This window comes from Paenibacillus protaetiae (assembly GCF_004135365.1).
In the GTDB taxonomy this organism is placed as follows: Bacteria; Bacillota; Bacilli; order Paenibacillales; family Paenibacillaceae; genus Paenibacillus_AP; species Paenibacillus_AP protaetiae.
This window is the reverse complement of sequence record NZ_CP035492.1, coordinates 2,481,698-2,506,231: the sequence shown is the minus strand read 5'-3', so window position 1 is coordinate 2,506,231 and position 24,534 is coordinate 2,481,698. Positions and strand designations below refer to the sequence as shown.

The following is a 24,534-nucleotide window of genomic DNA, read 5'->3' as shown; positions in this document are numbered from 1 at the left end:
CATCGTGTTATCTGCAACGCAACAAGCCGTGCGTGCCGTTCCGCAGCACCGCTAATCTGCTTCTTGCAGGCGCATATTTTACCCGGTGGTTCAAGTTACACAATACGAAGTGCATGAAGGGGGAGAAATCTGCAGCTAGCCCTTGCTTATGGCTGCTAGAAACTTAATTCGGGCGTACCCGGTACCAGTACTCGTAAGCCGTCTTATACCCCAGCTTCTCGTAAAGCCGCAGGGCGGGCTTGTTCTGTGCGATGACCGCCAAATAGCTGCTGGCGGCACCGTTGCTTTTGCCCCAGTGGAGCAGATGGGTGATCATTTGCTCGGCGTAGCCTTTGTTCCGGCATGCCTCATCCGTTACAATGTCATACAGTCCGATGCAGCCCCGTTCGATAACCCCAAAGCCGCATGCCACTGTCCGGCCGTCTTGAACAAGTGATATGAAGCCGGTTTTGCCGATGATCCGGGTAATTATTTGCTCCATCACAGAGCGGTGTGCAGCACTGCCCGGATTCAACCTGCAAAAGTCGACCAGCCAGTTTGCGGTCAATGTCTCCCGAATGACGGCGCCGCCCAGGCGGGGCTGCTGCAATTGATCCAGGCTAAGCGTCTGAATAAAGGACGAGTCCACCCGTACATATCCCCGTTCCGCCAACTGCTGGTCCAGCCCCTCCGGCTGCACAAACGGCGTAATTTTAAAAATAGCAGGCTGCTGCTGGCTGGCATACAGTTCTTCGCAGGCGGCAATTTTGGCGGCCGTATCCAAGGAAGAGCCAAAGATGGGGCTGACCGAATTGGACCTTTTGGTATAACCTTCGGCAAAACGAAGCAGCCAGCCGTCATACAGCAAGGCCGATAAAGCCGGCCATTGATTTAATGCCAGCTCTTCCACGTGTTTCAGTTCCATCATCGTTTATTCCTTCCATTCAATATAATGAATAACAATACAATATTATTTTTCTTGTTGCCGCCGTCAAAAGTTTTAAAAAAACTAGAAACTAATCCAGCAAACGGTGCGTCTAAAAAGTGTCGGTTTCAGTTGGGCGGAGATAACGGAATGATTCGAGATTGAGGGAGAATGAAGATGAGGAAAAAGGCAGTCGGACTGGTGTGCGGAATTGCGCTTGCCTGCGCGTTGGTTATTTATGCGGATAATCTATTGAAACAAATTTTGTTTCAGGCCAGTTACGAGTTTAAAGGGATGGAAAGCGAACTCCCCTTCCATTCGGATGCCAATGAAGTGGCGCCCTCTTTCCATCACGCGAGATCCAGCCCGTATCACGCCGGCGAAAGCAGCTACTCCAGCTTGCCTATCGTAACCCCAGCCGGTGGAATTCCGGCTGATGCGAGCACAGCCATCGCAACACCGGTCAGCGCGGCTTCGGCCGATGTGAACTAGGTCATCGCCCCCGGCCGGAGGAATCCCGGCTGATGCTCGACAGCGATCGCAACGCCTGCCAGCGTAAATCCAGCCGCTCCGGCACAGTTGCAGCGCTTATTCGTTCATACGTTTACGGACAACAGCCAGCAGGCTGTTTTTTTGCGCTTCCATTTGGCGGATGAGCGAATCGGCTTGCGTGAAGCAGCGGCTGCGCTCCCCTTCATCCTTGATTTGCGGTAAATTGATTTCGACCGTCAGCAATGCAGACTGCGCGGCTGCTTCAAGCATAAGGACACCGATGCCAAGATCAGAGATGACGTTGGCATTCGCAATCTCGGCGATCGTGCCGGCAACGGCGATCCCTCCGGCACAGGCCTCCAGCAGGCGGAGCGGGACAGCGATCGCACCGGCTGCTGCTTGCTGCAGCGCCTGCTTGCGGAGGAGCTTCTGCTCCTCCGTTTCTTTCGGCAGCTTTAATGCGGCCATATATGCATCAAATGCAGTGATGTCGTCCCCCATCAACTGCTCGCATTCCGCCGTCAAGGCGTTCATTTTCGCAAGAGCGGCGTCCATCTGCGGTTTTACTTCGGCGAATTTGCTGCTTTGCGACAAGCTGCCGACCATCGCGGTCATGGCCGCGCCTAGCGCAGCGGCAACAGCGGCGATGCTCCCGCCGCCTGGCGTCGGGCTTGCGCTTCCAGCTTCCTTAAGGAAGCTGCGAATCGATTGATCAAACGAAATGGGCGTACTCATAGTTAACATTCCTTTCGGTTTGCAGCTGAATGGCTTTCAGCAGGTTTTCGAACAGAACGGCAGTCGTAAGCGTGCCGACTCCGCCCGGCACAGGGGAATAGGCAGCGGCATGCTGCCCGGCATCCGCCGCAACGTCGCCAACGATGGAGCCGTCCGCCGTCTCGTTAATGCCTGCGTCGATCAGCACAAGACCCGGATGGACCATCTCTTTCGTTACGGTGCCGGGATTGCCGACCGCAACAAAGGAAATAGCCGCCTGCTTTAGATGCGGCGTAAGGTCCGGCGTATACGCATGGCATACCGTCACGGTTGCGTGTTCCCGCTGCAGCAAATGGAACAGCGGCAGGCCGACCGTTCGGCCGCAGCCGACCAAGGTCACGTTAACGCCTTCCAGCTTATGGCCGTAATGCTTCACCAGCTTGATGCACGCTTGCGGCGTGGCCGGGTACAAGCCGGCGGCTCCCGTCACGGTCGCCAGCTTGTTGGCAGGCGTTACGCCGTCCACGTCTTTCGTTGGCGCAATCGCAGCTTCAATCGTGCCGGGATTCAAATGTTTCGGCAGCGGCAGCTCCAGCATAATGCCATGCACATCCGGGTTCTCGTTTAACCGGCTGATGCACTGAAGCAGCTCCGCTTCGGATACGTCCGCTTTAAAGCTATGCAGCTCAAAGGATATGCCCAGCTTGCCTGCAGTTTTCCGTTTCGCTTCCGCGTAATAAGCCGAAGCCGGGTCGCCCTCCACCAGCAGAGTAGCGATACGCGGCGTGATCCCCTGTCTTTTCCAGTCTGCCACTCCGTGTTTTATCGTTTCATATACGGCTTCCGCCGCTTCCTTGGCTTTGTATATGTCCGCCATGTTTCATCCATCTCCTTGTTGAGCGATTGATAACCTCCGGATAAATAAAAAAAGCATTCGCATGCCTCGTCTATGGCAGACGTAGGCCACGCAAATACTTTCCCCAGGCGAACGGCACGATCAAGCCGTATGCTTCCTTGTGGTTGATTCCACTTTCATCGCCAGTCGCATACCGCTGTTATTTCTTTTATTGTACCCGTTCAAGAGGGGCTTCTTCAAGCCATTTTCGTTCTGTACTCACAAAACGGGCGTATTTATCTATACATACAATAAAAGGAATGAGCAGTGTGCAGCGTTCTGCACAGAGAGGGGAGCTGGACCGATGGGATTATATGCCCGTATAACGCCGTTTGCAAACGAACCGTTAACTGATTTTACGCAAGAGCATCACCGGAAGGCGATGGAAGCTGCGATTGCGCAGGTAAAAACCGGCTTCGGGCGGCAATATCCGCTGCTGATTGGTTCCGAACGTATCGTGACGGAGGACCACATCGTCTCCATCAACCCGGGCAACCTGGATGAAGTGGTTGGTTATGTCAGCAAAGCCGATGTGGGGCTGGCGGAAAAAGCGATGCAAACGGCGCTTGCCGCGTTCGAAAGCTGGCGGAAAACTCCCGCAAGGGAGCGGGCGGAATATTTGCTGCAGGCGGCAAAGCGGATGCGCGAGCGCAAGCATTTGTTCTCGGCGGTGATGGTGCTGGAATCCGGTAAAAACTATGCGGAAGCCGATGCGGATACGGCGGAAGCGATTGATTTTATGGAATTTTACGCCCGGGAAATGATGAGGCTGGAGGGCATTAACGAGACGCTTCCTTTAACGGCGGTGCTGGGCGAGGTCAACAAAGTGAATTATATTCCGCTTGGCGTAGGCGTAATTCTGCCGCCGTGGAATTTTCCGAATGCGATCTGCACCGGCATGACGTGCGCAGCGATTGTGACGGGCAACACCGTGCTGCTGAAGCCGTCCTCGCAGTCTGCTATTGTGGCTTACCACTTTGCGGAGCTGATGAAGGAGGTTGGCCTGCCGGACGGCGTTCTGAATTTTATTCCGGGCAGCGGCGCGGAAATCGGCGATTATTTAACGTCTCATCCGCGCACCCGTTTTGTCAGCTTTACCGGCTCCAAGGAGGTTGGCCTTCATATTAACGCGCTTGCCGCGCAGACGGCGGAGGGCCAAATCTGGATCAAACGCGTCATTGCCGAGATGGGCGGCAAGGATGGGATTGTTGTCGACGAAACGGCGGATCTGGATGCGGCGGCGCAAGCAATCGTGACGTCGGCTTTTGGCTACCAGGGGCAAAAATGCTCCGCCGGCTCGCGTGCATTTATTGTAGAGGCGGTGTACGACCAGGTGGTGGAAAAAGCAGCCGCGCTTACCCAAAAGCTGGAGATTGGCCTGCCGGAGCGTAATTACCGGATTGGGCCGGTTATTGACCAAAGCTCCTATACGCGGATTCTCCGTTATATCGACATCGGCAAAACGGAAGGGAAGCTCATTGCCGGCGGTGGCAAAGCGGCAGGGAACGGTTATTATATCGAGCCGACGATATTTGCGGATGTGGACGGCAAAGCTCGCATTATGCAGGAGGAGATTTTTGGCCCGGTGCTGGCGATGGGCAAAGCCAAAGATTATAAGGAGGCAATCGCTTTATTCAACGATACGGAATACGGCCTTACCGGGTCTTTTTTTTCCGCTGACGAGGGTCGTATTGCCGAAGCGCTTGAAGAGATGCACTGCGGCAATTTATATATTAACCGCAAATGTACGGGCGCGCTGGTTGGCGCTCATCCGTTTGGAGGCTTTAATATGTCCGGCACGGATTCGAAAGCCGGAGGTTATGATTATTTGCTGCTGTTTACGCAAGCCAAGGCGCTTTCCCGGAAGCTGTAAGCAGGAACGTCTTACCGGCTGTATGCGGCTGTGCGCCGTCATTTGCAGTCCCCGCACCCCTTTGCAGCAAGGGCAGCGGGGACTTTTGGTGCGTCTTGAACCCCGCAAGACGGATTGCGGGATTCACAATCTACCATTTCGTTCCAAACTGAATACCGAACAATTCCGGTAATGCTGGTAACCTTTTGCAGGCAGCTTGCGTTAAGAGGATGAGGTGATTGGTATGAAAAAAACCTTCATGCTGTTAGGGATAGCAGCCTGCATAATTCTGGCCGCCTGCTCCAGCGAATCCTCGCATTCAGAGGTGAAAGCGGCCAACGTTCCAGCTGGCCCGTCTGACCTGGAGCATCAGCTTGCCCCCCTTCGGGACGATCATTCCGTAACCCTATCAAGCGAGCAAAAATCGTACGCATTTGCATCCGTGAAATGGGACAATGTGATTTACCGGATAACAGCGGAGACGGTGCTGAATGTTAGCGAGAAGCTGGGGGAAATTGCGGAGCGCCACTCGGAGGAACGACTGGAGGAAGGCGCAAGATCCTCCAACACGTTTCCCGCGGGTACGGAAGTGTGGTCGATTCCCGGCACAAGCCCAAGCGCAGCGCTTGCTGTCAAAAGCGGGAACAGCTATGTGAAAATTGTTGCTGACACGCCTTGATTTAGCGGTTCATCAGATAGGATATAACAAAAGAAACAACCATCAGGGCAATGACCGTATAAAAGAAATAGCCAAACCAGCGAAGCGGCTTTGGCATCTGATTCAGATTCGCTTTTTGGCTTGGGGCGCCCATAATGTTCCGGTAATGGTCAGTGGCATCGTTAAAAACAGGCACTTCCGAACGGCTCGCAGCGGTTTCCGTATGCAGGGCCGTCTTTTTTTCAAGTTCAGACGGTTCGGACAAGGAGCCTTCAGCTGTTAAATGCTGCTGCTCCCCTTGCCCTTGGTTAAATCCTGTATCATTATTGTGTCCGTTATCGCTCATCGGATCTCCTCCTTTTGCCCATATTTCCATAATAACCCACGATGCGCGTGAAAGGTAACTTTTTTGCCGTCGCTACATATTTCCTTTGCTTCTGAGGATAATAAACAGATGAAGGTTATGGCAAAAGAAAGAGCAGTCGCCTGAATAGGCGCGGCAAAAAAAGGGGTGGAGACGATGAAGCGGCTGCGAGTCGCCGTTGCTTTGCTGTCCATGCTTGTGATGATTGGCCAAATGCCGGCGGTTTATGCGGACGGCGCTTTTCATTTTGGGTTTAAAAAAAGCGTAAAAGGCCAGCTTCCTTCTATTGATGAAGAAGGGTTCAAAGAGCTGCTCGCCAAATACGGCGCTGTGTTTACAGGGGATGTAAGCTCGAAGGAGCTGTATTTGACGTTCGACAACGGTTATGAAAACGGCTATACGGCCAAAATTTTGGACGTGCTGAAGGCAAAGCAGGTGTCGGCGATTTTTTTTGTAACCGGCCATTACATTAAAACCGAGCCGGAGCTGCTGAACCGGATGGTCAAGGAAGGGCATCTGATCGGCAACCATTCGTGGAGCCATCCGGATATGAGCCAAATTCCGCGCGAGCAGATCCGGGCCGAGCTGGATAAAGTGAAAAATGGCGTTACCGCTGTGACCGGCCAGCAGACGATGACCTACTTGCGTACGCCGCGCGGCATTTTTAATGAACGGTCGCTGGCCGTCAGCAAGGAAATGGGCTATACGAACGTGTTCTGGTCGATTGCGTACAAGGACTGGGATACCGCCATGCAGAGAGGGGCGGATTTTGCTTACCGGAGCGTCATGTCCCAGCTTCATCCGGGTGCGGTTATTTTGCTGCATTCGGTGTCGAAGGACAATGCGGAGGCGCTGGGGCGCATTATTGATGATGCAAGAGCGCAAGGATATGTGTTTAAAAGCTTGGATGAGATGAAAGCTCATACGCCGGAGGCGTAACGGGCTCCTTGCGACAGGCTGCTTCCAGTACCATGCATGTGCAGGTTCGGTGACATATGAAACAAGAAGCTTGCTAGGCCGCATAAGCCTTGCAAGCTTCTTTTTTGCGGAACGGCAGGCTTGGTCTTGTTATCCGCATAGCCTGCGCCCGGTCCGGCTGCCCTGCTGTAAGCATTCGGGTTGTTGACAGCAAAATTTAGGATATGGTATATAAGAGGTAGATGTTTAGCACTCAGTGAATGAGAGTGCTAACGAATTTGATCATTCGAAAGGAGTGCTTCATTTCAATGGCCGTTATGCAGCAGTTTAAAGCCGAATCGAAACGTTTGCTGGAAATGATGATTAACTCGATTTATACGCAGCGGGAAATTTTCCTCCGGGAGCTCATCTCTAACGCAAGCGACGCGATTGATAAAATGTACTACAAGGCGTTGACCGAAGAGGGTCTGACGTTTAACAAAGAAGACTATTTCATTAAAATTACAGCCGATAAGGACAAGCGGACACTTACGATCTCCGATACCGGCATCGGCATGACCCCGGAAGAGCTGGAAAACAACCTGGGCGTCATCGCGAAAAGCGGCTCGCTTGCTTTTAAAAAGGAAACCGAGCAAAAGGACGGCCACAACATTATCGGCCAGTTTGGCGTTGGCTTCTACTCCGCGTTTATGGTGGCGGACGAAGTGACTGTAATTTCGAAGGCATGGGGCGCAAATGAAGCGTACCGCTGGCATTCCGAAGGCGCGGAAGGCTACACGATTGAACCGGCGTCCAAAGAAACGGCCGGCACGGATATTATTTTGCATATCAAGGCCAACACCGAAGAGGATTCGTACGACGAGTACCTGGAAACGTACCGCCTTCGCGCCATCGTGAAGAAGTATTCGGATTTTATCCGTTACCCGATCAAGATGGAGATTTCCGGGCAACGTCCGAAAGCGGATGCGGAAGGCGAATTTGAGTCGTATACGGAAGAACAAACCGTTAACAGCATGGTGCCGATCTGGCGCAAAAACAAAAGCGAGCTGAAGGACGAAGATTACGAGAACTTCTACTTCGAGAAGCGTTACGGCTTCGACAAGCCGCTGAAGCATATTCATATTAGCGCGGACGGTGCGGTCGTCTACAATGCGATCCTGTTTATTCCGGAGAACACGCCTTTTGACTATTACACAAAAGAGTTCGAGAAAGGCTTGGAGCTGTACTCGAACGGCGTCCTCATTATGGACAAATGCGGCGACTTGCTGCCGGACTACTTCAGCTTTGTGAAAGGGATGGTGGATTCGGAGGATCTTTCCCTGAACATTTCCCGTGAGCTGCTGCAGCATGACCGCCAGCTGAAGCTGATTGCCAAAAACATTAAAAACAAAATTAAAAGCCAACTGCAAAGCATGCTGAAGGATGAGCGCGACAGCTACGAGAAGTTTTACAGCGCGTTTGGCCGCCAGCTGAAATTTGGCGTTTATAACGATTACGGCGTGAACAAAGACGACTTGCAGGATCTGCTGCTGTTCTACTCGTCCAAGGAGCGCAAGCTTGTATCGTTAAACGAATACGTTTCCCGCATGCCGGAAGACCAGAAGTTTATCTATTACGCAACCGGTTCTTCGATCGAACGGATCGACCGTCTGCCGCAAACCGAGCTTGTGTCGGATAAAGGCTACGAAATCCTGTACCTGACCGAAGACATCGACGAATTTGCGATTAAAATCATCGCGAAATACAAGGAGAAGGAATTCAAGTCGGTATCCAGCGGCGATCTCGGCATCGAAAGCGATGCGGAAGATCAAGCGGCTGACGAGCAGCAGGACAGCAAAGAGCTGTTCGAGCGGATGCAGCAGCTGCTGGACGGCAAAGTGAAAAGCGTTAAGGCGTCGAAGCGCCTGAAATCCCATCCGGTCTGCTTGTCCTCGGAAGGCGAGCTCACAATCGAGATGGAGAAAATTTTGAACGCGATGCCTAACGGCCAGGAAGTAAAAGCCGACAAGGTGCTTGAAATCAACGTCAACCACGAAGTGTTCCAATCGCTCAAAAAAGCGTTTGGGCAAGACGAAGAGAAGCTGGCGCTGTTCACCAACCTGCTGTACAATCAGGCGCTGCTGATCGAAGGGCTGCCTATCCAGGACCCGGTTGCGTTCACGAACGACATTTGCAAAATAATGGCTTAACCGCATAGCTTCACAGGTATAAATGAAAATGAAAATCCCCTCTCTGGATCACAGGCGTTACAACGCCTAGAATTTTAGGGAGGGGATTTTTGTGTTGTTGAAGTTTAATGGAAGAGGTATCTAATTATTTGTGCTTAACAATGAGTACCAATCTTCAGTAAATCCCAATAAACGAATAGGATTAAATACTTCATATTAAATATGATTGCGAACAGAGTGCGATTCTGCAGTTCGAAGTTTCGATCAGCTGGTCTGAATTTATCGACATGTTCTATAATTTCCATCACAATATTTCTAAGTTTACTATCAAATTCATAATGTCGATAAATGGTTTCAAAGGTTGTCCCAGAAGTAAATATGTCTTGTTGTTTAAATGTAAGTGTATATGCAGTTAATCTGTAATAACTTATTCGCTTAAGGATGTTTAAAGCAGCTATTTCATCATTAACGATTAATCCACGTGATTTAAGGAGCTGGAGTTGTTCTTCATATGGAAGAGGAGGTTTAACTTGAGGATAGATAGAATCATTACTCATCAAAGTACTCTCCAAATAAAAAATGGCTCGCCCGTATTACGCTTGCTTTTTTCAAAGCAGAGGCTCGGCGAGATCTGTTAAATTTACAATAGTTGATTTGAGAGAATTTGTAAATCGCATTTCTCTATAAAAGACAAGGGGGATTAACGTGGAGCAATTTCCTGTTGTAACAGCCGAGCTGGCGGAACGCCTCGAGCAATCCGAGACGGAATATATGGTTTCCAGAGTGAACGCCATCCGAGAACGGGAAGGCAACCCGGAAGGTGCGGAGATTATGCAGTTTGGCGGAGCTACAGCTTTTTATGTCCGGACAATGCCTTGGGGGACATTCAATACGGTAAAAGGGCTGACGGCTGACGATGTGGAGCACGTGGACGATATGATTCAATTTTACCGCGAGCGGGACAGGTCTTGCCAATTCGAGATCATTCCTTCCAAAGCAAGCCCCAAGCTGCTGCAGGTTTTGGCAAGCAAAGGATTTCATCAGCAAGGATTTCATACTACGATGTACGGGCTTCCGGCTGCAGCCGCCCCCAGTACCCGCCAAACCTCACTATACGCGAAATTCAGGAGGATGAGTTTGCGCTATATGGAAAGCTGCACTGCTTGGGGACCGGATTGCCGGAAAGCGGCGCTCCGTATGTTGCCGCCAACAATGAAGTGTTGTATAACCGCCCGGGCTGGCGGATATTTCTTGGGTTCGTGGATGGAACGCCAGCCGGTGCAGCTGTAATGTATGCGAATAACGGTATCACGTCGTTAACGTTTGCCGCTACACTTCCGGCATTTAGAAGGCAAGGGCTGCAATCGGCCTTTTTGCGCAGGCGGATATTTGAGGCAGCGCTGGAGAACTGCGGGCTAGTGGTCGGCCAATGCGCCTATGGCTCAACGAGCCAAAACAATATGGAGCGGGCAGGCATGCGAATCGGTTACACCCGGTCTACCTGGGCGGAAAGCAAATTTTGAGTGGCGGATTCTATTTCCCATGGTTCCGTCGTCGTTTCATATCGTCCATACAGCTCGCCGTTTCGATCGATTAAAAACTTGGTGAAATTCCATTTCACTCCATGACCGGCTAACAGCTCCGGGTATTTTTCCTGTAAAAACTTTTGCATTTTTTCACCGTCGGGAGTTTGAACATTAAATCCTTGAAAGGGAGCCTTTTCAGTCAAATAATTAAACAGCGGATGTGCGTTTTGGCCCCTGACCTCGATTTTCTCAAACAACGGAAATGTTATCCCAAAGCTGCTTTCACAATAGCTGTGGATGCCGGAGCTAGTTCCCGGCTCTTTGTCGTTAAATTGGTTGCATGGAAACGCAAGGATTTCGAGCCCTGGATAACGTTCGTAAAGCTGTTGAAGGCCGACAAATTGGCGGGAATAACTGCACCGGCTGGCCGTATTGACGATGAGCAGAACGTTCCCCTGATAAACGGACAAATCAATCGGTGTGCCGTTTATCCTGTTCACGCGAAAATCATAGATAGACATATCCAAGTTTCACCCCCATCAGTGTGATGATGACAGGATAACACAGGAAATTCTATTGGTATAATATATAAATAAAATGAAGTATATAGTTTAATCCAATAAGTTATTTTCATAGACCAGGTCATTTCCATAAAGCCATAAACGCATAGGACGAAACATCTTTAAACATTTGGCGTATAAATGGAAAATCATTTTAAGCGGGGAGCTGGTTGGCGCATGACGGAGAGATTGTTTGAACGGCTGCTGGAAGCAAAAGAGAAGAAGCATGAGCTGGAACGGGCAGAGCGCAGATATGAGCAGCTGCGGCAAAGGCTGAGGGAGCAGGAGCGGCTTATTCCGGGGCTGGAGGTGCAGCTGGACGCGGAGCAGGCCGATGTCGATAAGCTGAACCGGTTATCGTGGTCCAATGTGTGGCACACGCTGCTTCGCAGCAAAGAGGAGCAGCTGGAGCTGGAGCGCCAGCAAGCGTTAGCGGCGGGGCTGAAGCTGCAGGAGGTCCAGGACGAATGCGCACGTCTGAAGGAAGCAATTGCACAGGCAGTGGATCAGATTAATGCTATCCAGTATGCGGAACAGGACTATAGCCGGCTTTTGGCGGAAAAAGAGCAGCTGCTAAGAGCGCAACCGGAAGCATCTGCTGAACTGGAGAAGATGGAAAGCCAAATCGCAGAGCAGACGGCACATGTCCGCGAGCTAAGCGAAGCGCTGACAGCCGGGAAACGGGTATTGGCTTCGCTGGAGCCGGCTATTGAAAGCTTCGAGAGCGCGATCAAATGGGGCAACTGGGATACTTGGGGCGGCGGCGGTATGATAAGCTCGATCAACAAGCACAACTATATCGATGATGCGAAACGTTCCATTGAAACGGCCAAATCCTTGATGCAGACGTTTAAAGATGAGCTGGCAGATGTCAAACAAACGATCGACATTGAAGTGAATATCGGAAGCTGGATGAAGATTGGCGACATTTGGTTTGACGATTTCTTTTCGGATATGAGAGTGCAGAAACGAGTGAAGGAAGCCCAGCAGCAGGCGCTTGATGCGGCGCATGAGGTCCGGATGACCGTCCAAAAAATCGAAGGGCAGCACCAAGCGGCACAGGCAAAGCTTCAGCTGATGAAAAACGAGCGTACGATGTGGCTGGAGCAGCAAAAAACGGAGTAGCCGGCAGCCGGGGAAAAGGCGCGGCGCGGTATAATCATCCATTGCTCCCGGCTTTCCATATGGTACAATAGGAAGGTCGTTTTTGTAACGGAACGTTGTTATCGCAAAGGAGCTATCGTATATGGAGCATTCTATTCCTTCTAACGCATTGATCACCGTAGCCGGAACGGTTGGTGTCGGCAAATCGACGCTGACGGCCGCGCTGGCGAAACGCCTTGGCTTTCGGACCTCGCTGGAGCAGGTCGACCATAATCCGTATTTGGAGAAGTTTTACCACGATTTTGAACGGTGGAGCTTCCACTTGCAAATTTATTTTTTGGCCGAACGGTTCAAGGAACAGAAGGCGATCTATGAAGCGGGCGGAGGTTTCGTGCAGGATCGTTCCATTTACGAGGATACCGGCATCTTTGCGAAAATGCACGCGGATCAAGGCACGATGACCGCAACCGATTATGCGACTTACACCGGCTTGTTTGAAGCGATGGTGATGACGCCGTATTTTCCGCATCCGGATGTGCTTATTTATTTGGAGGGCAGCCTGCCGTCCATTCTGAACCGGATCGAAGAACGGGGGCGCGAGATGGAAATCCAGACCGAACGCACTTATTGGGAACGGATGCACCAGCGTTACGCGGCATGGATCGGGGAGTTTAACGCTTGTCCCGTCCTGAAGCTGAACATCGACGAATACGATGTTCATGATCCGGCATCGCTGGACGGTATTATCGCGCAAATCAGCCGGGTCGTGCAGGCATCGCGCCTGGCCAAAGCGGAAGCCGCCGCAGCAGGCGGGCGTTTAGTGTAGAACAGAGTTGGAGCATGAAGCAGGAGCCTGCATCATGCCGCAGAAAGCAGCCCGCCGGGGCTGTTTTTTTTTCTGCTGTAACCCCCGCAACATTTGGTAAAAAATTCCGTTTAGTATGAAGAGGGAAAACGGAAAAAGAGGAGCGAGCGGGTTGAAAAAAATGCTGGTCGGCGGTTTTTTATTTTTAGTAGGGATTATTTTCTATTTAGCGATTCATATTCCCGCTGCTAAATATGCAGCTGAATTGGGAGGCTGGTCAACGCCTCCTGGAAAGCTCGGGACCGCCTTACGGGACATGGGAGGAACTGCCCCGACCCGCTATTCTATCTTTTTTATTGTTATAGGCTTTTTGCTGCTCATGTACGGCACTTTTGAAAATGAAGTAAACGCATTAGCCGTGAAATTATATGCGGCTTCCCGTAAGGCCGTGCAAAAGTGGAAGGAACGCCAGAGTCAGGAGTAATACATTATCTTTAAAGTTAAAATGTCATTTATAGGAAACTATGCGCATGGGCAGAGCCGCCCCGGATGCGGGTGGTGAAACTTTTGCGCGACGGCCCGCTGACGGTATGACTGAAGCCCTTTAGGCATGTGATGGAAAAACGGTTTGACAACCTGGAAAATTACTTGCTGGAGCTGCAGAAGGAAAACAACAAGCGAACATATGAAACCTGTCTAAAAGGAGGAATAATGATGTTTACGAATGAAACGGTGTCCAAAGTAGAGGACGGACGCGTGCTGGTGCTGGAGCGTGTATTTCATGCGCCCCGCAATCTTGTGTACAGCTTGTTCAAAGAGCGGAGCATCTGAATCGCTGGTGGGGGCCAAAAGGCTGGGAAGTCCCGGCTTGCCTCGTTGATTTTCCCACGCATCGGAGGAAGCGCTCAAAACCGTGCTGGATATGGGCATGCTGCAAGGCATTACCGAAACATGGGACCGCTTGAACGAGCTGGCGGAATCGTTAGCGTAATGTAAGCAATAACGCTCTTATCCGCAGAGCTGCACCGTGGTATTTAAACAATCTAAAAAAAGAAGCTATTGCCTGTAAACGGGCGATAGCTTCTTCTGGTTATGGTCTCTGAACGGCTGCAAGCAGTTCGTGTGCTGCTTCGGCGGGAGAGCCGGCAGCAGCGATGGCTGAAATGATCGAGATGCCGTCGGCGCCGCCGCGCATAACTTCGCCCGCATTGGCTGTTGTAATGCCGCCGATGCCAACCAGCGGGATACGGATGCCGTTAGCCGCTAACTTCTCAAGCAGGCGGGTGCCTTGCACCGGCTTGGCATCGTCCTTGGACGATGTCGGGTAGATCGGCCCGATGCCCAAGTAGTCGGCGCCGTCGGCAATCGCCTTGCGGGCTTCCTCTATCGTATGGGCGGATACGCCTACGATCCGGCCTTCGCCGACGCGCCGCCGGATTTCATCCGCAGGAGCATCGTCCTGCCCGATATGGATGCCGTCGGCATCCAGCGCAATGGCCAGCTCGATATCGTCGTTGACGATAAACGGAATGCCGGATGCGCGGCATATATCGCGAAGCTCGGCGCCAAGCGCCAGCATCGCTTCACCCGTCAGCGCCCCGGCTCCTTTTTCGCGGTACTGAAACAGGGTAATGCCGCCCCGAATAGCTTCCCTCAGCACCTCAGCCGGTGCAGCCGCACTCCTGCAGTTCACGCTGCCCATAATAAAATACAGCTTTAGCGCGCGGCGAATCGCTTCTTCATTCCACGTCGGCACGGCTCATCCCCCTTAAGCGGCGCTGGTAGGCAAAATGGTTCGTAGGCCCGTGGCCGCCGCCGATGCCAAGCCCGTCTTCAATCGCTGCCTGGATAAACGCTTTGGCGGTGCGAACCGCCTCTTCCACTGTTTTGCCTGCAGCAAGCTCCGCCGCAATCGCTGCGGAAAACGTGCAGCCCGTGCCATGCGTATGCCGCGTATCAATACGGGCGCTTTCCAAATAAATGAATTCCGTTCCGTCATACAGCATATCGACGAGCTGCTCCGTATTGGCATCATGGCCGCCTTTCATGACGACATGGCGCGAGCCCATTTGCACGAGGCGCCGGGCTGCCTCTTCGCGGTCGGCGAGCGTCCGGATCGGCATATCGCACAGCAGCTCGGCTTCCGGAATGTTGGGCGTTGTGACAAGCGCCAGCGGAATGAGCTGCTTTTTCAATGCGCGGATCGCTTCCTGCTGGAGCAGCGCGGAGCCGCCTTTGGCGACCATCACCGGATCAATGACCAGCTTGCTCCAGCCGTATTGCTTTACCTTATCGGCAACGATGCCGATAATATCGGCGCTGAACAGCATCCCGGTTTTCACCGCGCCAGGGTTCAGGTCGGCGCCAATTGCATCCAGCTGGCTTTCGACCGCCAGCAGATCCATCGGGTAAACGCCGTGCACGCCCAGCGTATTTTGCGCCGTAATGGCGGTAATCGCGCTCATGCCGTATACGCCAAGCTCCTGAAATGTCTTCAGGTCGGCTTGTATGCCTGCGCCGCCTCCGCTGTCGGAGCCGGCAATCGTAAGTGCCTGATAAACGGTCATGCTTATCCCTCCTAAAAGTTTTACGAAGCATTGCTTCACAGAAACTACACCGCAGTAAAATCTTGCTCCGGAAGCATAAGCCTAAAAGTTTTACGAAGCATTGCTTCACAGAAACTACACCGCAGTAAAATCTTGCTCCGGAAGCATAAGCTTGTTATTTAACGGATAAATGGCGGATTTTGGACTGTAGAGAAGTTTCCTCCGGCGCAAGCAGCGCCAACTGGTTCAGAAACTCGGTTTGGAAGCTGCCGGGGCCTTGGCTGCCCGCCCGCTCATAGGCCGCTTCCGCAGCCATGCCGTAAAAAGCCAGTGCTTCCGTCACCGCATCAAAACGATTCGGCGCGTCCGTTCCGGCAACCGCGAGAAAAGCGCCGATAACCGAGCTGAGCAGGCACCCGGTGCCCGTTACTTTGGTCAAAATCGGGTGGCCGCCGCTAATGACAGCTGTTTGCAGGCCATCGGACACGATATCTTCTTTGCCGGTAACCGCTACGATGCAGCCGAGCTTTTGCGCGGCGCGTTTGGCAAGGGCGGCAGCATCGCCATCCCCTTCGCCGGCATCTACGCCTTTAATGGACCACTCTTCTCCGGCAACGTTGGCGATTTCCGCGACATTGCCCGCAGCGCAGTTACTTTGACCTGCTTGATAATCGTTTCGGCCGCTTCCGTGCGGTACGGCGTTGCGCCTGCGCCAACCGGATCAAACACGACGGGCACGCCAGCCGTATTCGCAGAACGCCCTGCAAGCAGGCAGGCATGGATAATATTTTCGTCCAGCGTCCCGATATTCAGCACAACAGAGCCGGATATCCGGGCAACATCTTCGACTTCTTCGGGGGCGTAAGCCATAAACGGCGAAGCTCCTAAAGCAAGCAGGCCGTTGGCCGTAAAGTTGGTGACGACGAGGTTCGTAATGTTGTGCACAAGCGGATTGCGTTCACGTACGAGGTTCAAATAAGACATCAATAACGCCTCCTTATAATGGTGTTACGTATTGTAAAGGGATGAGGATTTATGACCATGCAAAATGGCCGGCCTGCACCATCCTATAAATTGACGAATGCATCTTCGGCTTTTACGGACGGGTCCAGCAAGCCGTTGCTTTGCAGCCATGCCTGCACCTTCGCCCACGATTCCGGATCTTGGTAACCAAACGGCTTGTCTCCGGCATCCATCAGCGGCAGCAGAATTTGCAGGCTTTCGGTTTCGACGTCTTTATCCAGCGGGCTTGTTTTGTCCTCATGTTTCAGTAGAATGCCGAGGCCTTCCGCCGGATGGTCTTTAACGTATTGCTGGCCTTTGGCTGCCGCCGCCATAAAACGTTTGATCGCATCCGATTTGGAAGCAAGCGTATCGTCGCTTGCCGTAAATACAAGCTCATAATAATCCGGCACGCCGTATTTGGCCGGGTCCAGGTCGGCTACCGGATGGCCCTCTTTGGCCAGCAGCAGCTTCTCGTGGTTAATGAATCCGCCGATAATGGCATCCGTCTGTTTGGTCGCGATGGCCGGGATCAGATCAAAACCAACATCAACCAGCTTCACCTTGTCGGGGTTGCCGCCGTCGGTTTGAACCATCGTGCGGATGACGGCTTCCTCCAGCGGAATGGAGGAATAGCCCAACGTCTTGCCCTCCAGGTCTTTAGGGGACTGGATCGGTCCGCCTTCCGGCACAAACAGGTGGTTCAGCGTATGCCGGACAACGGCGCCAACCGACTTGACCGGAATGCCTTCGCCGCGTGCCATGAGCACCTGCGGTTCGTAGCTGAGCGCCAGATCGACTTTGCCGGCAGCCGCCAGCTTCAGCGCATCATTCGTATCGGCAGGCATCTGGATTTGCACGTCCAGCCCTTCGTCTGCAAAATAACCCAGCTCCTGCGCGGCGTACAGGAAGGAGTGGACAGCGTTAGGGTACCAGTCCAGCATGATGGTCAGCTTGTCTTTTGGTTTCGGCTGCTCCCCGGCAGAAGTGGAGCCAGCCCCCGCGGTGCTGCCGTTGTTTGTGCCGCAAGCCCCGAGGATAAGCATACATGCAAGCAATAAAAGCAGGGTTGGTCCGGTTCGGTAAAAATAAGATTTTATCATTTCATTCATAACCCCTTTTCTGTAAAATAAGCCGCTCGAGCGCCGCAACCGCGGCAAATAAAACAATGCCCAGCAGCGACAGCAGCAGGATAGCCGCAAACATGGAATCGGTGTGGAGGCTGCCCGACATCCGCTTGCTGAAGTAGCCCAGCCCTTCGGTGCCGCCAAGCCACTCGCCGATCGTAGCCCCTACGACGCAATACACGATCGCCAGCTTTAAGCCGGAGAAGTAAGCGGGAAGAGCAAGCGGGACGCTGACTTTGCGGAATATTTCCGCGCGGGTCGCGCCCATCGTCAGCAGCAGCTCCGCGTATCCGTTGTTTTTGCGCGACAGGCCGTCGTACGTGCTGACGACAACCGGGAAGAAGGCGGTCAAAAAAACGATCGCCGCTTTGGCCCATATGGTGTAGCCCAGCCACATGATGAGCACGGGCGACAGCGCAATAAGCGGAATCGTCTGGCTGATGACGATAAACGGGTACAGCGCTTTGGCCAGCAGACGGGACGTATGCATCAGTACGCCCAATACCGTGCCGATGGCAACGGAAACGGCGAACCCTAAGCCGGCTTCCCGCAGCGTTGCAGGCAGATGCTTCCCCAGCAGCAGGGAACGGTCATCCGCCAGCGCCTGGCCGACGGAAGTAGGCGCGGGTAAAATAAACGAAGGGACCCAGCCGAGGCGGGCCGCCATTTCCCAGGCAGCAAGCAATGCGGCGAGCAGCAGCAGAAACAGGCCGTAATTTTCCGCCCATCTATGAAAAAATCGCTTGTTCATCCAGCATCCGCTCCAATTGTTGTCTCATCTCCATAAACTTGGGCTCATAGATCATCCGGTAATCCCGCGGCCGAGGCAGTCCGATCTTCACTTCGGCTGCGCCTCCGGGATGATCGCCGCCCAGCACGTAAATCCGGTCGCTGAGCAGCAGCGCTTCCTCCAAATCATGCGTAATAAACAGCACGGTCTGGTTCATGCCGCCCCATAGCTCCAGCAGCCAGCGGTGCATGCCGCGTTTGGTCATCGCATCCAGCGCGCCAAACGGCTCATCCAGCAGCAGCAGCTCATGGCCGCAGGCCAGCGTCCGCGCCAAAGCGGCGCGCTGCTTCATGCCGCCGGACAGTTCCCGGGGATAAGCGGCTTCTACGCCGGCTAGCCCAAAGCTTGCGAGCACACCGCGAACTTGCTGCTTCATTGGCTCACGGTCGCGTTTTTTTCGGCCGGCCAGCTCCATGGGCAGCAGGCAGTTGTCCAGCACCGTCCGCCATGGCAGCAGCAGGTCGTTTTGCGGCATGTAAGCGACCTGGCCAAGCCGGTTGTGAACCGGCTTGCCGTTTAGCCGGATTATGCCGCCGTCCTGCTGAAGCAGTCCGGCAATCAGCTTAAACAGCGTGCTTTTGCCGGAGCCGCTTGCACCAATTAACGAAACAAACTCGCCCGCGTCCGCATGCAGGTTTACATCGCGGAGCAAATACCGGCTTTCCGCCCCGCGTCCGGCATAGCGGAAGTCCAGCTGTTCGATTTCCAGCGTTGTGTCTGCCACTTCTCGTGTACCTCCAAGTCAAAAAAATAAAAACGGCCCGTTCTTTTCCGCAAAAGGAAAGGAACGGGCCGTTTGAAATAAACCGTCGCAAATGACGGCCTAACCAGGCATGCTCACTCCACTTCCCTTCGCTGGTATAATCCAGATCAGGTTCCAAGGGTTCGGAACGCAAGCGCTCCATCTCAGCCGTTAGACACCCCTAGTGAATCAGTCGATATGAACTTTTTGGAAAAACATCAAGCATCGCGAATACTTGTTCAGCTTTTACACTATAACACATTCACGCGCGGAGGGCGAGCGGGTTTGTATCCTCGGCATGCCGTTCATTGCGAAACATGCGCAATCGCACTACAATAAAGCAAGTAAACAATTGGCAGCATGAAGGAGATTGCGGATTATGAAAAAAATCAGCTTCATTCAACCGGATATGGAAGGCTGGCTGCAAAAGTTTCATTTTGATGTGCCGATCAAGGTTCGTTATTGTGAGACGGATATGCTGGGCCATGTGAATAATGTCAGCTATTTTATGTATTTTGAGCAAGGAAGAATCGATTATTTTGAGAATCTGGATTTGACGGATGCACTGTTCGGGAAGGAAAGGGTATCGGTGGTCGCGGACCTGGAATGCCAATACTTGGCGCAGGTGTATTTAAAAGATCCGCTGCGCCTGCATGTGCGTGCGGCTCGCCTTGGCCGGTCCTCGATCGACATTCATTACGCGCTTGCCGCAAACGGCGAACTGAAAGCGGCTGGCCGCGGCACTATCGTGCTGATTGATACAGGCACTGGCAAAAGCACGCCAATCCCCGACACCGCCCGCGAGCGGATTGCGGCATTTGAAGGCGGCAGCCTGGAGCAATAGCTTGTCCGCGCCGCCAGTGCGGAGCCATAGTGCCCATTGATCCGGGCGGCTGTTTGCTGCGCCGGAGAAGACATAGGCCGCTGCCATGCCGGCATTAGCGGCATGGCGATTGGCGCAGCATCGCACCTGTTACCAGCGCCCGGGCTGGACGGTGTAAATTCAGCGCTAGCTGCATTTGCGGCAAGCGCAGCCGGAGCGGAAGGGCTGCAGGCTTACTGCACTTTTGTTTCCAGGCGGTAGTCGTCGATTTTTTCGCCGTCTTCCCAAATTTCAACAAACAGCGCGTCGCAAGGTTCGAAATCTTCGGGCTTCAAGGACAGCGCTTTTTCTTCATCCGTACCGACATATACATTATCCATTCCATCTTCATGGAAGGAAAGAATGACGTAAATTTTCATCACAACTTTCTCCTGTCGTTCGATATTGGTTAGAACTATATTATACGTAAATCGGCGGCCGGTTGCTACGCGAAGAAACCCGGCCAATTATCCCGTACCAGCGATACCGGATCAAAGCGGAATACAGCTGCACAATGAATTAATGACTTGGAGTGAAAACAGCATGTTTGATCCTACTGTGTTTGACAATTTGAAAGTGGCGTTCGAGAACGCCGTTTACGATCTGGATAATCTGGACGGCAAGGTGCTTGCGACCGGCAGAAGCGATCTGCTGGAGATGGCCGTCATGTCGAGGCGTTTTGCAATTGCTTTCCGGCTGACGGAAGGAGGCGGGAACGCTGTGGCGGAAATCGTGCTGGATGCATCGCTGAAGGAGCTTGCCGCTGAAATATTGGAGCAGGAGGGGGCTAGTCCAGGCTGCGTTCTCCGCGTCGTGTTCCATCTGGAGCTGGAGGAAACCGAACAGGCTTGCCGTACGATTGATCAAATATTGAAGGAAATATGGAATCCGGCGCTGCCGCCTGTTCAGACGATCAGCTATGAGTACGGGCACGAGCCGCCGGTTTACCGCAATGCGGCGGAAATCCGGTTTAACCGGACGATTAATGAAGAGCAGATGGAGGACGTCGGGCGTCTGGTCGATTATGCGGTTGAGACGCTTGAGCGGCTGCAGGCCCAAGGCTGGTAAGCCCGTGCGGAACATGCGGCAAAAGGTAATGCAGAAGATGTTTTTTTTACAATGCTAGCCAAGGAGCGGCAAGCTTGGCTGAAAACCGCTTTATCGCAGCAGTTTCCTGAGGGCTGCGAGTGGCTTGAGGCGTTTACATAGCCGTCAGGCCTGCTGCCGGCCTTCGCATAACAACAAAACAAGCGGCAGACCGGGATGTCCCGTGCTGCCGCTTGTTTATAGCTCAGGGCTGAAATTCAGCTCCGCTATTATTCGCCCCGCATCCCAAATGCATGGGCAATCAGCTCGTAAGAGCGGATGCGCGCCTCCGGATCGTGGATCGGGCTGTTGATCAAAATTTCGCCTACGTTATACTCTTCGCCCATGCGCAGCAGCTGTTCCTTCACCTGCTCGGGCGTGCCGATGATGCGCCGCTGGCGGATTTGCTGAATATGGAGCCGGTCCATTTCCGTATACGGGTAATCCGTTGCCGTTTGGACGGAGGGCATATAGGGCATTTCAAGCCCGGTGCGGATGCCGAGGAACAACAGGTCCGCGCTTCTGGCAAGGCGGTCCGCTTCTTCTTCCGTTTCGGCGCAAATCGCCAGCGTTGCAATCATGGAACGCGGCTTATCCTCCAGCACGTGATTGGGTTCAAAATGATTATTGTAATAGTGGGTTGCTTCCTGCCCGCCAGGAGTCCCGAAAAACTCCGCAAACGCGTAGTTAGTGCCCAGCATAGCGGCAATTCGTGCGCCTTCGCCGCTCGAGCCGAGCAGCCAAATTTCCGGAGCGGTTGGCACCACCGGCGAAGCAACCAGCTTCTCGAACTGGTGGCCGGGAGGCATCGCATCGTGCAAATAACCAATCAGGTCCAGCACCTGCTGCGGAAATTTATTCACATCGACGTATTTATCCTGCTGCAGCGCTCTTGTTGCCAGCGGCATGCCGCCCGGCGCGCGGCCGAGGCCAAGGTCGATGCGGCCCGGATGCAGCGCTTCAAGCAGCCGGAAGTTCTCCGCCACCTTGTACGCGCTGTAATGCGGCAGCATAATGCCGCCGGAGCCAACCCGGATCCGTTTGGTCGCTGCTGCGAGGTGAGCAATCAGCACCTCCGGGCTGGAAAAAGCAAGCGCCCGCATCGCATGATGCTCCGACACCCAAAAGCGCGAATAACCAAGGCGCTCCGCTTCCTGCGCTAACCGTGCCGCTTCATATAAACCGTCTGTTGCGGTTCTTCCTTCGCTGACATATACCTGATCCAATACGCCAAGCTTAATCATTGGCCTGCGCCTTCTTTTCCCGGAATGACGCAGCCGTCTTCACCGCATACGACGCCGTCAGCGGAGCCGACAACGGTAAGCGGATGGGCTTCGTTCCATGTTTTTTGCAGCACATCCAGGAACACTTCGCTTGGCTGTGCGCCGGAAACCGCGTATTTGCGGTCAAATACAAAAAACGGCACGCCTCTTACGCCAATGGACGCGGCATCGTTTTCGTCTGCGCGCACCTCATTGGCAAATTGTTCGCTCTCCAGCACCGCGAGTGCTTCTGCACGGTCAAGGCCGACTTCCGCAGCCAAATCCGCCAGCGTCTCCGGATTGCCGATATGAAGCGTATCGGTAAAATGCGCTTTTAACAAACGCTCCGTCATTTCGCTAAGTTTGCCTTTGGAAGCAGCATAATGCGACAGACGATGCGCATCAAACGTATTCGTGAGAATCGTGCGGTCAAAATAATAGTCCAGGCCAAGCTCTTTGGCTTGCTGCGTAATATGGCTGGTGTTGGCAATTGCCTGCTCGCGGCTCATGCCGTATTTGGCAGCCAGCATATCGTATACGCCGGGATTGCCGTCCCGGCTGATTGTCGGGTCAAGCTCGAAGCTCCGGTATATAACGTTCACTTCATTTTTATGTCTAAACTGCTGCAGCGCAGCTTCGAATCGTCTTTTGCCGATATAACAAAACGGGCATACATAATCAGACCAAACTTCGATTTCCATCGTCTATATATCCTCCCTTATTCCCAGGCGGCAGGTGACAGCGCCCGCAAATTACTCTAAGATTATAGAAAAAGCATCAAAAGCACAAGTACTATGCAAATCCAAAGGTAGTATGCTTTTGTGTACTATTGGATGAAGGAGAGATTGCCCGGATGGCTGCCAATCATATTGCCACATTTGAGGAATGCCCGATTGTACATGCGCAAAATGTCATTTCCGGAAAATGGAAAATTATTATATTATGGGAGCTTCGGGAGCAAAAGAAACGGTTCAGCGAGCTGCAGCGCGCCATTCCGCATGTGACGCAGTCGATGCTTACCCAGCAGCTCCGCGAACTGGAGAAGTACGGCATGGTGCACCGGGAAGTATACCGGGAGGTACCGCCCAGAGTGGAATATTCGCTGACGGAGATCGCCCGCGATTTGCTGCCTGTGCTGGAGCAGCTGGATGCGTGGGGCGCCAAATATTTGGCCCGGAATGCATCCGGCCATCGTTGACGATCAATCCGGCCGGTGCCTATAATGCGTGTAGCAGGTTTATATTGAACGGAAGGCGATGAGATAAATGGCAGGGCAAATGGACAAGCGGGATGGGCATACCCATACCCATTTTTGTTATCACGGTTCCGGAGACCATGCGGAGCTGTACGTGCAAAATGCGATTGCGCAAGGCTTTCGAACTTACAGCATAACGGAACATCCGCCGCTGCCGGAGGCGCTGACTTCCCGAATTCCAAACGGGCAGGCTTTAATTGATGAGCTGGCGATGCCGATGAAGCGGCTGGGCGAATACCTGGATATGGCCGAATCGCTGCGGGAGCAGTACAAAGATTCGATCCGGCTGATGGCCGGACTCGAAGTCGACTATATACCGGGCATGGAGCAATGGACCAAAGGCATGCTGGACGAATGTGCCGGACGGCTGGAGGACAGCCTCTTGTCCGTTCATTATTTGCCGGGCAAAGGCGGCTGGCGCTGTGTCGATTATACGGCGGAAGATTTTAAGGAAGGGCTTGTTGATTATTACGGCAGTGCCGAACGGGTTTATGAAGCTTATTACGAAGCTGTCGAGCAAAGCATCGACGCCGACCTCGGGCTGTACAAGCCGAAGCGGGTCGGGCATTTGACGCTTATTCATAAATTTAAAGATGCTGCAGCGCCGGCGGATCCCGACTGCTGCAACGATGCCATTTTGCGAATTTTGGACAAAGTGCAGGCCAAAGGGATGGAGCTTGATGTCAATTTGGCAGGGCTGTACCAGCCGGCATGCCGGGAAGTATACCCGCCGGAATGGATTTTGCGCGAAGCCGTCAAACGCGGCATCCCGCTTGTATACGGCTCGGATTCCCATAACCCCGGCCATGTTGGCCGCGGTTATGATGTATACGAGCAGCTGATGCACAAGCTGCACGGCGAACGGGCGTAACGCGGCATACGTAAATATGGCAAGTACATCA

Annotated in this window: 27 protein-coding genes, 2 pseudogenes and 2 riboswitches; of the genes and pseudogenes, 14 read left to right on the top strand and 15 right to left on the bottom strand. The window is 53.1% G+C overall.

All coding sequences use genetic code 11. The features are described 5' to 3' along the window. Positions 1-163 precede the first annotated feature (163 nt). Positions 164-907: a GNAT family N-acetyltransferase gene (locus ET464_RS11685; protein ID WP_244226516.1), complete on the bottom strand. Its 744-nt coding sequence runs from the start codon at positions 905-907 to the stop codon at positions 164-166. A 174-nt stretch (positions 908-1,081) separates the two neighbouring features. On the opposite strand from ET464_RS11685, the gene ET464_RS11680 reads away from it, so the two are divergent. Next, the gene (locus tag ET464_RS11680; RefSeq protein ID WP_129441075.1) at positions 1,082-1,396 is read left to right on the top strand and encodes a hypothetical protein; all 315 of its coding nucleotides are present in this window, start codon (positions 1,082-1,084) and stop codon (positions 1,394-1,396) included. A 96-nt stretch (positions 1,397-1,492) separates the two neighbouring features. Here ET464_RS11680 and ET464_RS11675 read toward each other — a convergent pair whose 3' ends face one another. Beyond that, the gene (locus ET464_RS11675; protein WP_129441073.1) at positions 1,493-2,131 is read right to left on the bottom strand and encodes a cyclodeaminase/cyclohydrolase family protein; all 639 of its coding nucleotides are present in this window, start codon (positions 2,129-2,131) and stop codon (positions 1,493-1,495) included. Beyond that, the gene (locus ET464_RS11670) at positions 2,109-2,987 is read right to left on the bottom strand and encodes a bifunctional 5,10-methylenetetrahydrofolate dehydrogenase/5,10-methenyltetrahydrofolate cyclohydrolase (protein WP_129441071.1); all 879 of its coding nucleotides are present in this window, start codon (positions 2,985-2,987) and stop codon (positions 2,109-2,111) included. The genes ET464_RS11675 and ET464_RS11670 overlap by 23 nt, the downstream gene beginning before the upstream one ends. A 94-nt stretch (positions 2,988-3,081) precedes the next feature. Further along, positions 3,082-3,166, bottom strand: a riboswitch (ZMP/ZTP riboswitch). 143 nt (positions 3,167-3,309) lie between these two features. Between ET464_RS11670 and pruA the strand changes: the two genes are divergently transcribed. Both pruA and ET464_RS11660 read left to right on the top strand, forming a co-directional pair. Then, positions 3,310-4,878 (top strand): L-glutamate gamma-semialdehyde dehydrogenase, encoded by a 1,569-nt coding sequence (pruA, locus tag ET464_RS11665; protein WP_129441069.1) that lies wholly within the window; start codon positions 3,310-3,312, stop codon positions 4,876-4,878. Between the two features lie 223 nt (positions 4,879-5,101). Continuing rightward, positions 5,102-5,536: a hypothetical protein gene (locus ET464_RS11660; protein ID WP_129441067.1), complete on the top strand. Its 435-nt coding sequence runs from the start codon at positions 5,102-5,104 to the stop codon at positions 5,534-5,536. Position 5,537: 1 nt separating this feature from the next. Here ET464_RS11660 and ET464_RS20330 read toward each other — a convergent pair whose 3' ends face one another. Further along, the gene (locus ET464_RS20330; protein WP_244226515.1) at positions 5,538-5,861 is read right to left on the bottom strand and encodes a hypothetical protein; all 324 of its coding nucleotides are present in this window, start codon (positions 5,859-5,861) and stop codon (positions 5,538-5,540) included. A gap of 174 nt (positions 5,862-6,035) precedes the next feature. Between ET464_RS20330 and pdaA the strand changes: the two genes are divergently transcribed. Together pdaA and htpG are read left to right on the top strand one after the other, a co-directional pair. Next, positions 6,036-6,818 carry a delta-lactam-biosynthetic de-N-acetylase gene (pdaA, locus tag ET464_RS11650; protein ID WP_129441065.1) on the top strand — a complete coding sequence of 261 codons (783 nt, stop codon included), beginning with the start codon at positions 6,036-6,038 and terminating at the stop codon, positions 6,816-6,818. Positions 6,819-7,105: 287 nt separating this feature from the next. Beyond that, the gene (gene htpG / locus ET464_RS11645) at positions 7,106-8,986 is read left to right on the top strand and encodes a molecular chaperone HtpG (protein WP_244226514.1); all 1,881 of its coding nucleotides are present in this window, start codon (positions 7,106-7,108) and stop codon (positions 8,984-8,986) included. A 134-nt stretch (positions 8,987-9,120) separates the two neighbouring features. Here htpG and ET464_RS11640 read toward each other — a convergent pair whose 3' ends face one another. After that, positions 9,121-9,522: an Abi family protein gene (locus ET464_RS11640; protein ID WP_129441063.1), complete on the bottom strand. Its 402-nt coding sequence runs from the start codon at positions 9,520-9,522 to the stop codon at positions 9,121-9,123. Positions 9,523-9,670: 148 nt separating this feature from the next. On the opposite strand from ET464_RS11640, the gene ET464_RS11635 reads away from it, so the two are divergent. Beyond that, entirely contained in the window at positions 9,671-10,255 is a 585-nt protein-coding gene (locus ET464_RS11635) for a hypothetical protein (protein WP_244226513.1), read from the top strand. Between the two features lie 196 nt (positions 10,256-10,451). Here the strand turns inward: ET464_RS11635 and ET464_RS11630 are convergent, their stop codons facing one another. Next, positions 10,452-11,012, bottom strand: coding sequence for a glutathione peroxidase (locus ET464_RS11630; RefSeq protein WP_129441061.1), 561 nt, complete (start codon positions 11,010-11,012; stop codon positions 10,452-10,454). A gap of 216 nt (positions 11,013-11,228) precedes the next feature. Between ET464_RS11630 and ET464_RS11625 the strand changes: the two genes are divergently transcribed. The 4 genes and pseudogenes from ET464_RS11625 (at position 11,229) to ET464_RS11610 (ending at position 13,951) form a co-directional block, all read left to right on the top strand. Further along, positions 11,229-12,176 (top strand): hypothetical protein, encoded by a 948-nt coding sequence (locus ET464_RS11625; RefSeq protein ID WP_129441058.1) that lies wholly within the window; start codon positions 11,229-11,231, stop codon positions 12,174-12,176. Between the two features lie 121 nt (positions 12,177-12,297). Further along, positions 12,298-12,981 (top strand): deoxynucleoside kinase, encoded by a 684-nt coding sequence (locus ET464_RS11620; RefSeq protein WP_129441056.1) that lies wholly within the window; start codon positions 12,298-12,300, stop codon positions 12,979-12,981. Between the two features lie 151 nt (positions 12,982-13,132). Then, a complete protein-coding gene (locus tag ET464_RS11615; RefSeq protein ID WP_129441054.1) occupies positions 13,133-13,444 on the top strand; it encodes a hypothetical protein in 312 nt (103 codons plus the stop codon). A gap of 230 nt (positions 13,445-13,674) precedes the next feature. Beyond that, positions 13,675-13,951: pseudogene (locus tag ET464_RS11610) on the top strand (hypothetical protein). 99 nt (positions 13,952-14,050) lie between these two features. Here ET464_RS11610 and thiE read toward each other — a convergent pair. From thiE to ET464_RS11580, 6 genes and pseudogenes are all read right to left on the bottom strand, one after another. Further along, a complete protein-coding gene (thiE, locus tag ET464_RS11605) occupies positions 14,051-14,662 on the bottom strand; it encodes a thiamine phosphate synthase (RefSeq protein ID WP_279630134.1) in 612 nt (203 codons plus the stop codon). 37 nt (positions 14,663-14,699) lie between these two features. Continuing rightward, positions 14,700-15,527, bottom strand: a complete 828-nt coding sequence (gene thiD / locus ET464_RS11600; protein WP_129441050.1) for a bifunctional hydroxymethylpyrimidine kinase/phosphomethylpyrimidine kinase — start codon at positions 15,525-15,527, stop codon at positions 14,700-14,702. Positions 15,528-15,681: 154 nt separating this feature from the next. Beyond that, a pseudogene (thiM, locus tag ET464_RS11595) lies at positions 15,682-16,490 on the bottom strand (hydroxyethylthiazole kinase). Between the two features lie 83 nt (positions 16,491-16,573). Beyond that, positions 16,574-17,611: an ABC transporter substrate-binding protein gene (locus ET464_RS11590; protein WP_244226512.1), complete on the bottom strand. Its 1,038-nt coding sequence runs from the start codon at positions 17,609-17,611 to the stop codon at positions 16,574-16,576. A gap of 1 nt (position 17,612) precedes the next feature. Beyond that, entirely contained in the window at positions 17,613-18,386 is a 774-nt protein-coding gene (locus ET464_RS11585) for an ABC transporter permease (RefSeq protein ID WP_129441048.1), read from the bottom strand. Next, a complete protein-coding gene (locus ET464_RS11580) occupies positions 18,364-19,149 on the bottom strand; it encodes an ABC transporter ATP-binding protein (RefSeq protein WP_244226511.1) in 786 nt (261 codons plus the stop codon). Before ET464_RS11580 ends, ET464_RS11585 begins: the two co-directional genes overlap by 23 nt. A 106-nt stretch (positions 19,150-19,255) precedes the next feature. Further along, positions 19,256-19,360: riboswitch (TPP riboswitch) on the bottom strand. 186 nt (positions 19,361-19,546) lie between these two features. Here ET464_RS11580 and ET464_RS11575 point away from each other — a divergent pair. After that, positions 19,547-20,011 carry an acyl-CoA thioesterase gene (locus ET464_RS11575; RefSeq protein WP_129441046.1) on the top strand — a complete coding sequence of 155 codons (465 nt, stop codon included), beginning with the start codon at positions 19,547-19,549 and terminating at the stop codon, positions 20,009-20,011. A 212-nt stretch (positions 20,012-20,223) separates the two neighbouring features. On the opposite strand, the gene ET464_RS11570 is transcribed toward ET464_RS11575, so the two are convergent. Next, complete coding sequence (locus tag ET464_RS11570; RefSeq protein WP_129441044.1) at positions 20,224-20,409, bottom strand: hypothetical protein; 186 nt, start codon at positions 20,407-20,409, stop codon at positions 20,224-20,226. A 163-nt stretch (positions 20,410-20,572) separates the two neighbouring features. Between ET464_RS11570 and ET464_RS11565 the strand changes: the two genes are divergently transcribed. Then, positions 20,573-21,097, top strand: coding sequence for a hypothetical protein (locus tag ET464_RS11565; protein ID WP_129441042.1), 525 nt, complete (start codon positions 20,573-20,575; stop codon positions 21,095-21,097). 248 nt (positions 21,098-21,345) lie between these two features. Here ET464_RS11565 and ET464_RS11560 read toward each other — a convergent pair whose 3' ends face one another. Both ET464_RS11560 and ET464_RS11555 read right to left on the bottom strand, forming a co-directional pair. After that, positions 21,346-22,359: an LLM class flavin-dependent oxidoreductase gene (locus ET464_RS11560; RefSeq protein WP_129441040.1), complete on the bottom strand. Its 1,014-nt coding sequence runs from the start codon at positions 22,357-22,359 to the stop codon at positions 21,346-21,348. Continuing rightward, positions 22,356-23,078 (bottom strand): DsbA family oxidoreductase, encoded by a 723-nt coding sequence (locus tag ET464_RS11555; RefSeq protein ID WP_129441038.1) that lies wholly within the window; start codon positions 23,076-23,078, stop codon positions 22,356-22,358. The genes ET464_RS11560 and ET464_RS11555 overlap by 4 nt, the downstream gene beginning before the upstream one ends. A gap of 152 nt (positions 23,079-23,230) precedes the next feature. Here ET464_RS11555 and ET464_RS11550 point away from each other — a divergent pair, with 152 nt between their 5' ends. Beyond that, positions 23,231-23,575, top strand: a complete 345-nt coding sequence (locus ET464_RS11550) for a winged helix-turn-helix transcriptional regulator (protein WP_129441036.1) — start codon at positions 23,231-23,233, stop codon at positions 23,573-23,575. Positions 23,576-23,642: 67 nt separating this feature from the next. Next, the gene (gene hisJ, locus ET464_RS11545) at positions 23,643-24,503 is read left to right on the top strand and encodes a histidinol-phosphatase HisJ (RefSeq protein ID WP_129441034.1); all 861 of its coding nucleotides are present in this window, start codon (positions 23,643-23,645) and stop codon (positions 24,501-24,503) included. Positions 24,504-24,534: the final 31 nt, after the last annotated feature.

Coding starts and splice junctions, on each gene's coding strand:
- thiD (WP_129441050.1), bottom strand. CDS start 15,527: ATGACCGTTTATCAGGCACTTACGATTGCCGGCTCCGACAGCGGAGGC.
- ET464_RS11555 (WP_129441038.1), bottom strand. CDS start 23,078: ATGGAAATCGAAGTTTGGTCTGATTATGTATGCCCGTTTTGTTATATC.
- htpG (WP_244226514.1), top strand. CDS start 7,106: ATGGCCGTTATGCAGCAGTTTAAAGCCGAATCGAAACGTTTGCTGGAA.
- ET464_RS11620 (WP_129441056.1), top strand. CDS start 12,298: ATGGAGCATTCTATTCCTTCTAACGCATTGATCACCGTAGCCGGAACG.
- ET464_RS11550 (WP_129441036.1), top strand. CDS start 23,231: ATGGCTGCCAATCATATTGCCACATTTGAGGAATGCCCGATTGTACAT.
- ET464_RS11625 (WP_129441058.1), top strand. CDS start 11,229: ATGACGGAGAGATTGTTTGAACGGCTGCTGGAAGCAAAAGAGAAGAAG.
- thiE (WP_279630134.1), bottom strand. CDS start 14,662: ATGGGCAGCGTGAACTGCAGGAGTGCGGCTGCACCGGCTGAGGTGCTG.
- ET464_RS11685 (WP_244226516.1), bottom strand. CDS start 907: ATGATGGAACTGAAACACGTGGAAGAGCTGGCATTAAATCAATGGCCG.
- ET464_RS11675 (WP_129441073.1), bottom strand. CDS start 2,131: ATGAGTACGCCCATTTCGTTTGATCAATCGATTCGCAGCTTCCTTAAG.
- ET464_RS11575 (WP_129441046.1), top strand. CDS start 19,547: ATGAAAAAAATCAGCTTCATTCAACCGGATATGGAAGGCTGGCTGCAA.
- pruA (WP_129441069.1), top strand. CDS start 3,310: ATGGGATTATATGCCCGTATAACGCCGTTTGCAAACGAACCGTTAACT.
- pdaA (WP_129441065.1), top strand. CDS start 6,036: ATGAAGCGGCTGCGAGTCGCCGTTGCTTTGCTGTCCATGCTTGTGATG.
- ET464_RS11670 (WP_129441071.1), bottom strand. CDS start 2,987: ATGGCGGACATATACAAAGCCAAGGAAGCGGCGGAAGCCGTATATGAA.
- ET464_RS20330 (WP_244226515.1), bottom strand. CDS start 5,861: ATGAGCGATAACGGACACAATAATGATACAGGATTTAACCAAGGGCAA.
- ET464_RS11630 (WP_129441061.1), bottom strand. CDS start 11,012: ATGTCTATCTATGATTTTCGCGTGAACAGGATAAACGGCACACCGATT.
- ET464_RS11590 (WP_244226512.1), bottom strand. CDS start 17,611: ATGATAAAATCTTATTTTTACCGAACCGGACCAACCCTGCTTTTATTG.
- ET464_RS11570 (WP_129441044.1), bottom strand. CDS start 20,409: ATGAAAATTTACGTCATTCTTTCCTTCCATGAAGATGGAATGGATAAT.
- hisJ (WP_129441034.1), top strand. CDS start 23,643: ATGGCAGGGCAAATGGACAAGCGGGATGGGCATACCCATACCCATTTT.
- ET464_RS11565 (WP_129441042.1), top strand. CDS start 20,573: ATGTTTGATCCTACTGTGTTTGACAATTTGAAAGTGGCGTTCGAGAAC.
- ET464_RS11680 (WP_129441075.1), top strand. CDS start 1,082: ATGAGGAAAAAGGCAGTCGGACTGGTGTGCGGAATTGCGCTTGCCTGC.
- ET464_RS11585 (WP_129441048.1), bottom strand. CDS start 18,386: ATGAACAAGCGATTTTTTCATAGATGGGCGGAAAATTACGGCCTGTTT.
- ET464_RS11660 (WP_129441067.1), top strand. CDS start 5,102: ATGAAAAAAACCTTCATGCTGTTAGGGATAGCAGCCTGCATAATTCTG.
- ET464_RS11640 (WP_129441063.1), bottom strand. CDS start 9,522: ATGAGTAATGATTCTATCTATCCTCAAGTTAAACCTCCTCTTCCATAT.
- ET464_RS11560 (WP_129441040.1), bottom strand. CDS start 22,359: ATGATTAAGCTTGGCGTATTGGATCAGGTATATGTCAGCGAAGGAAGA.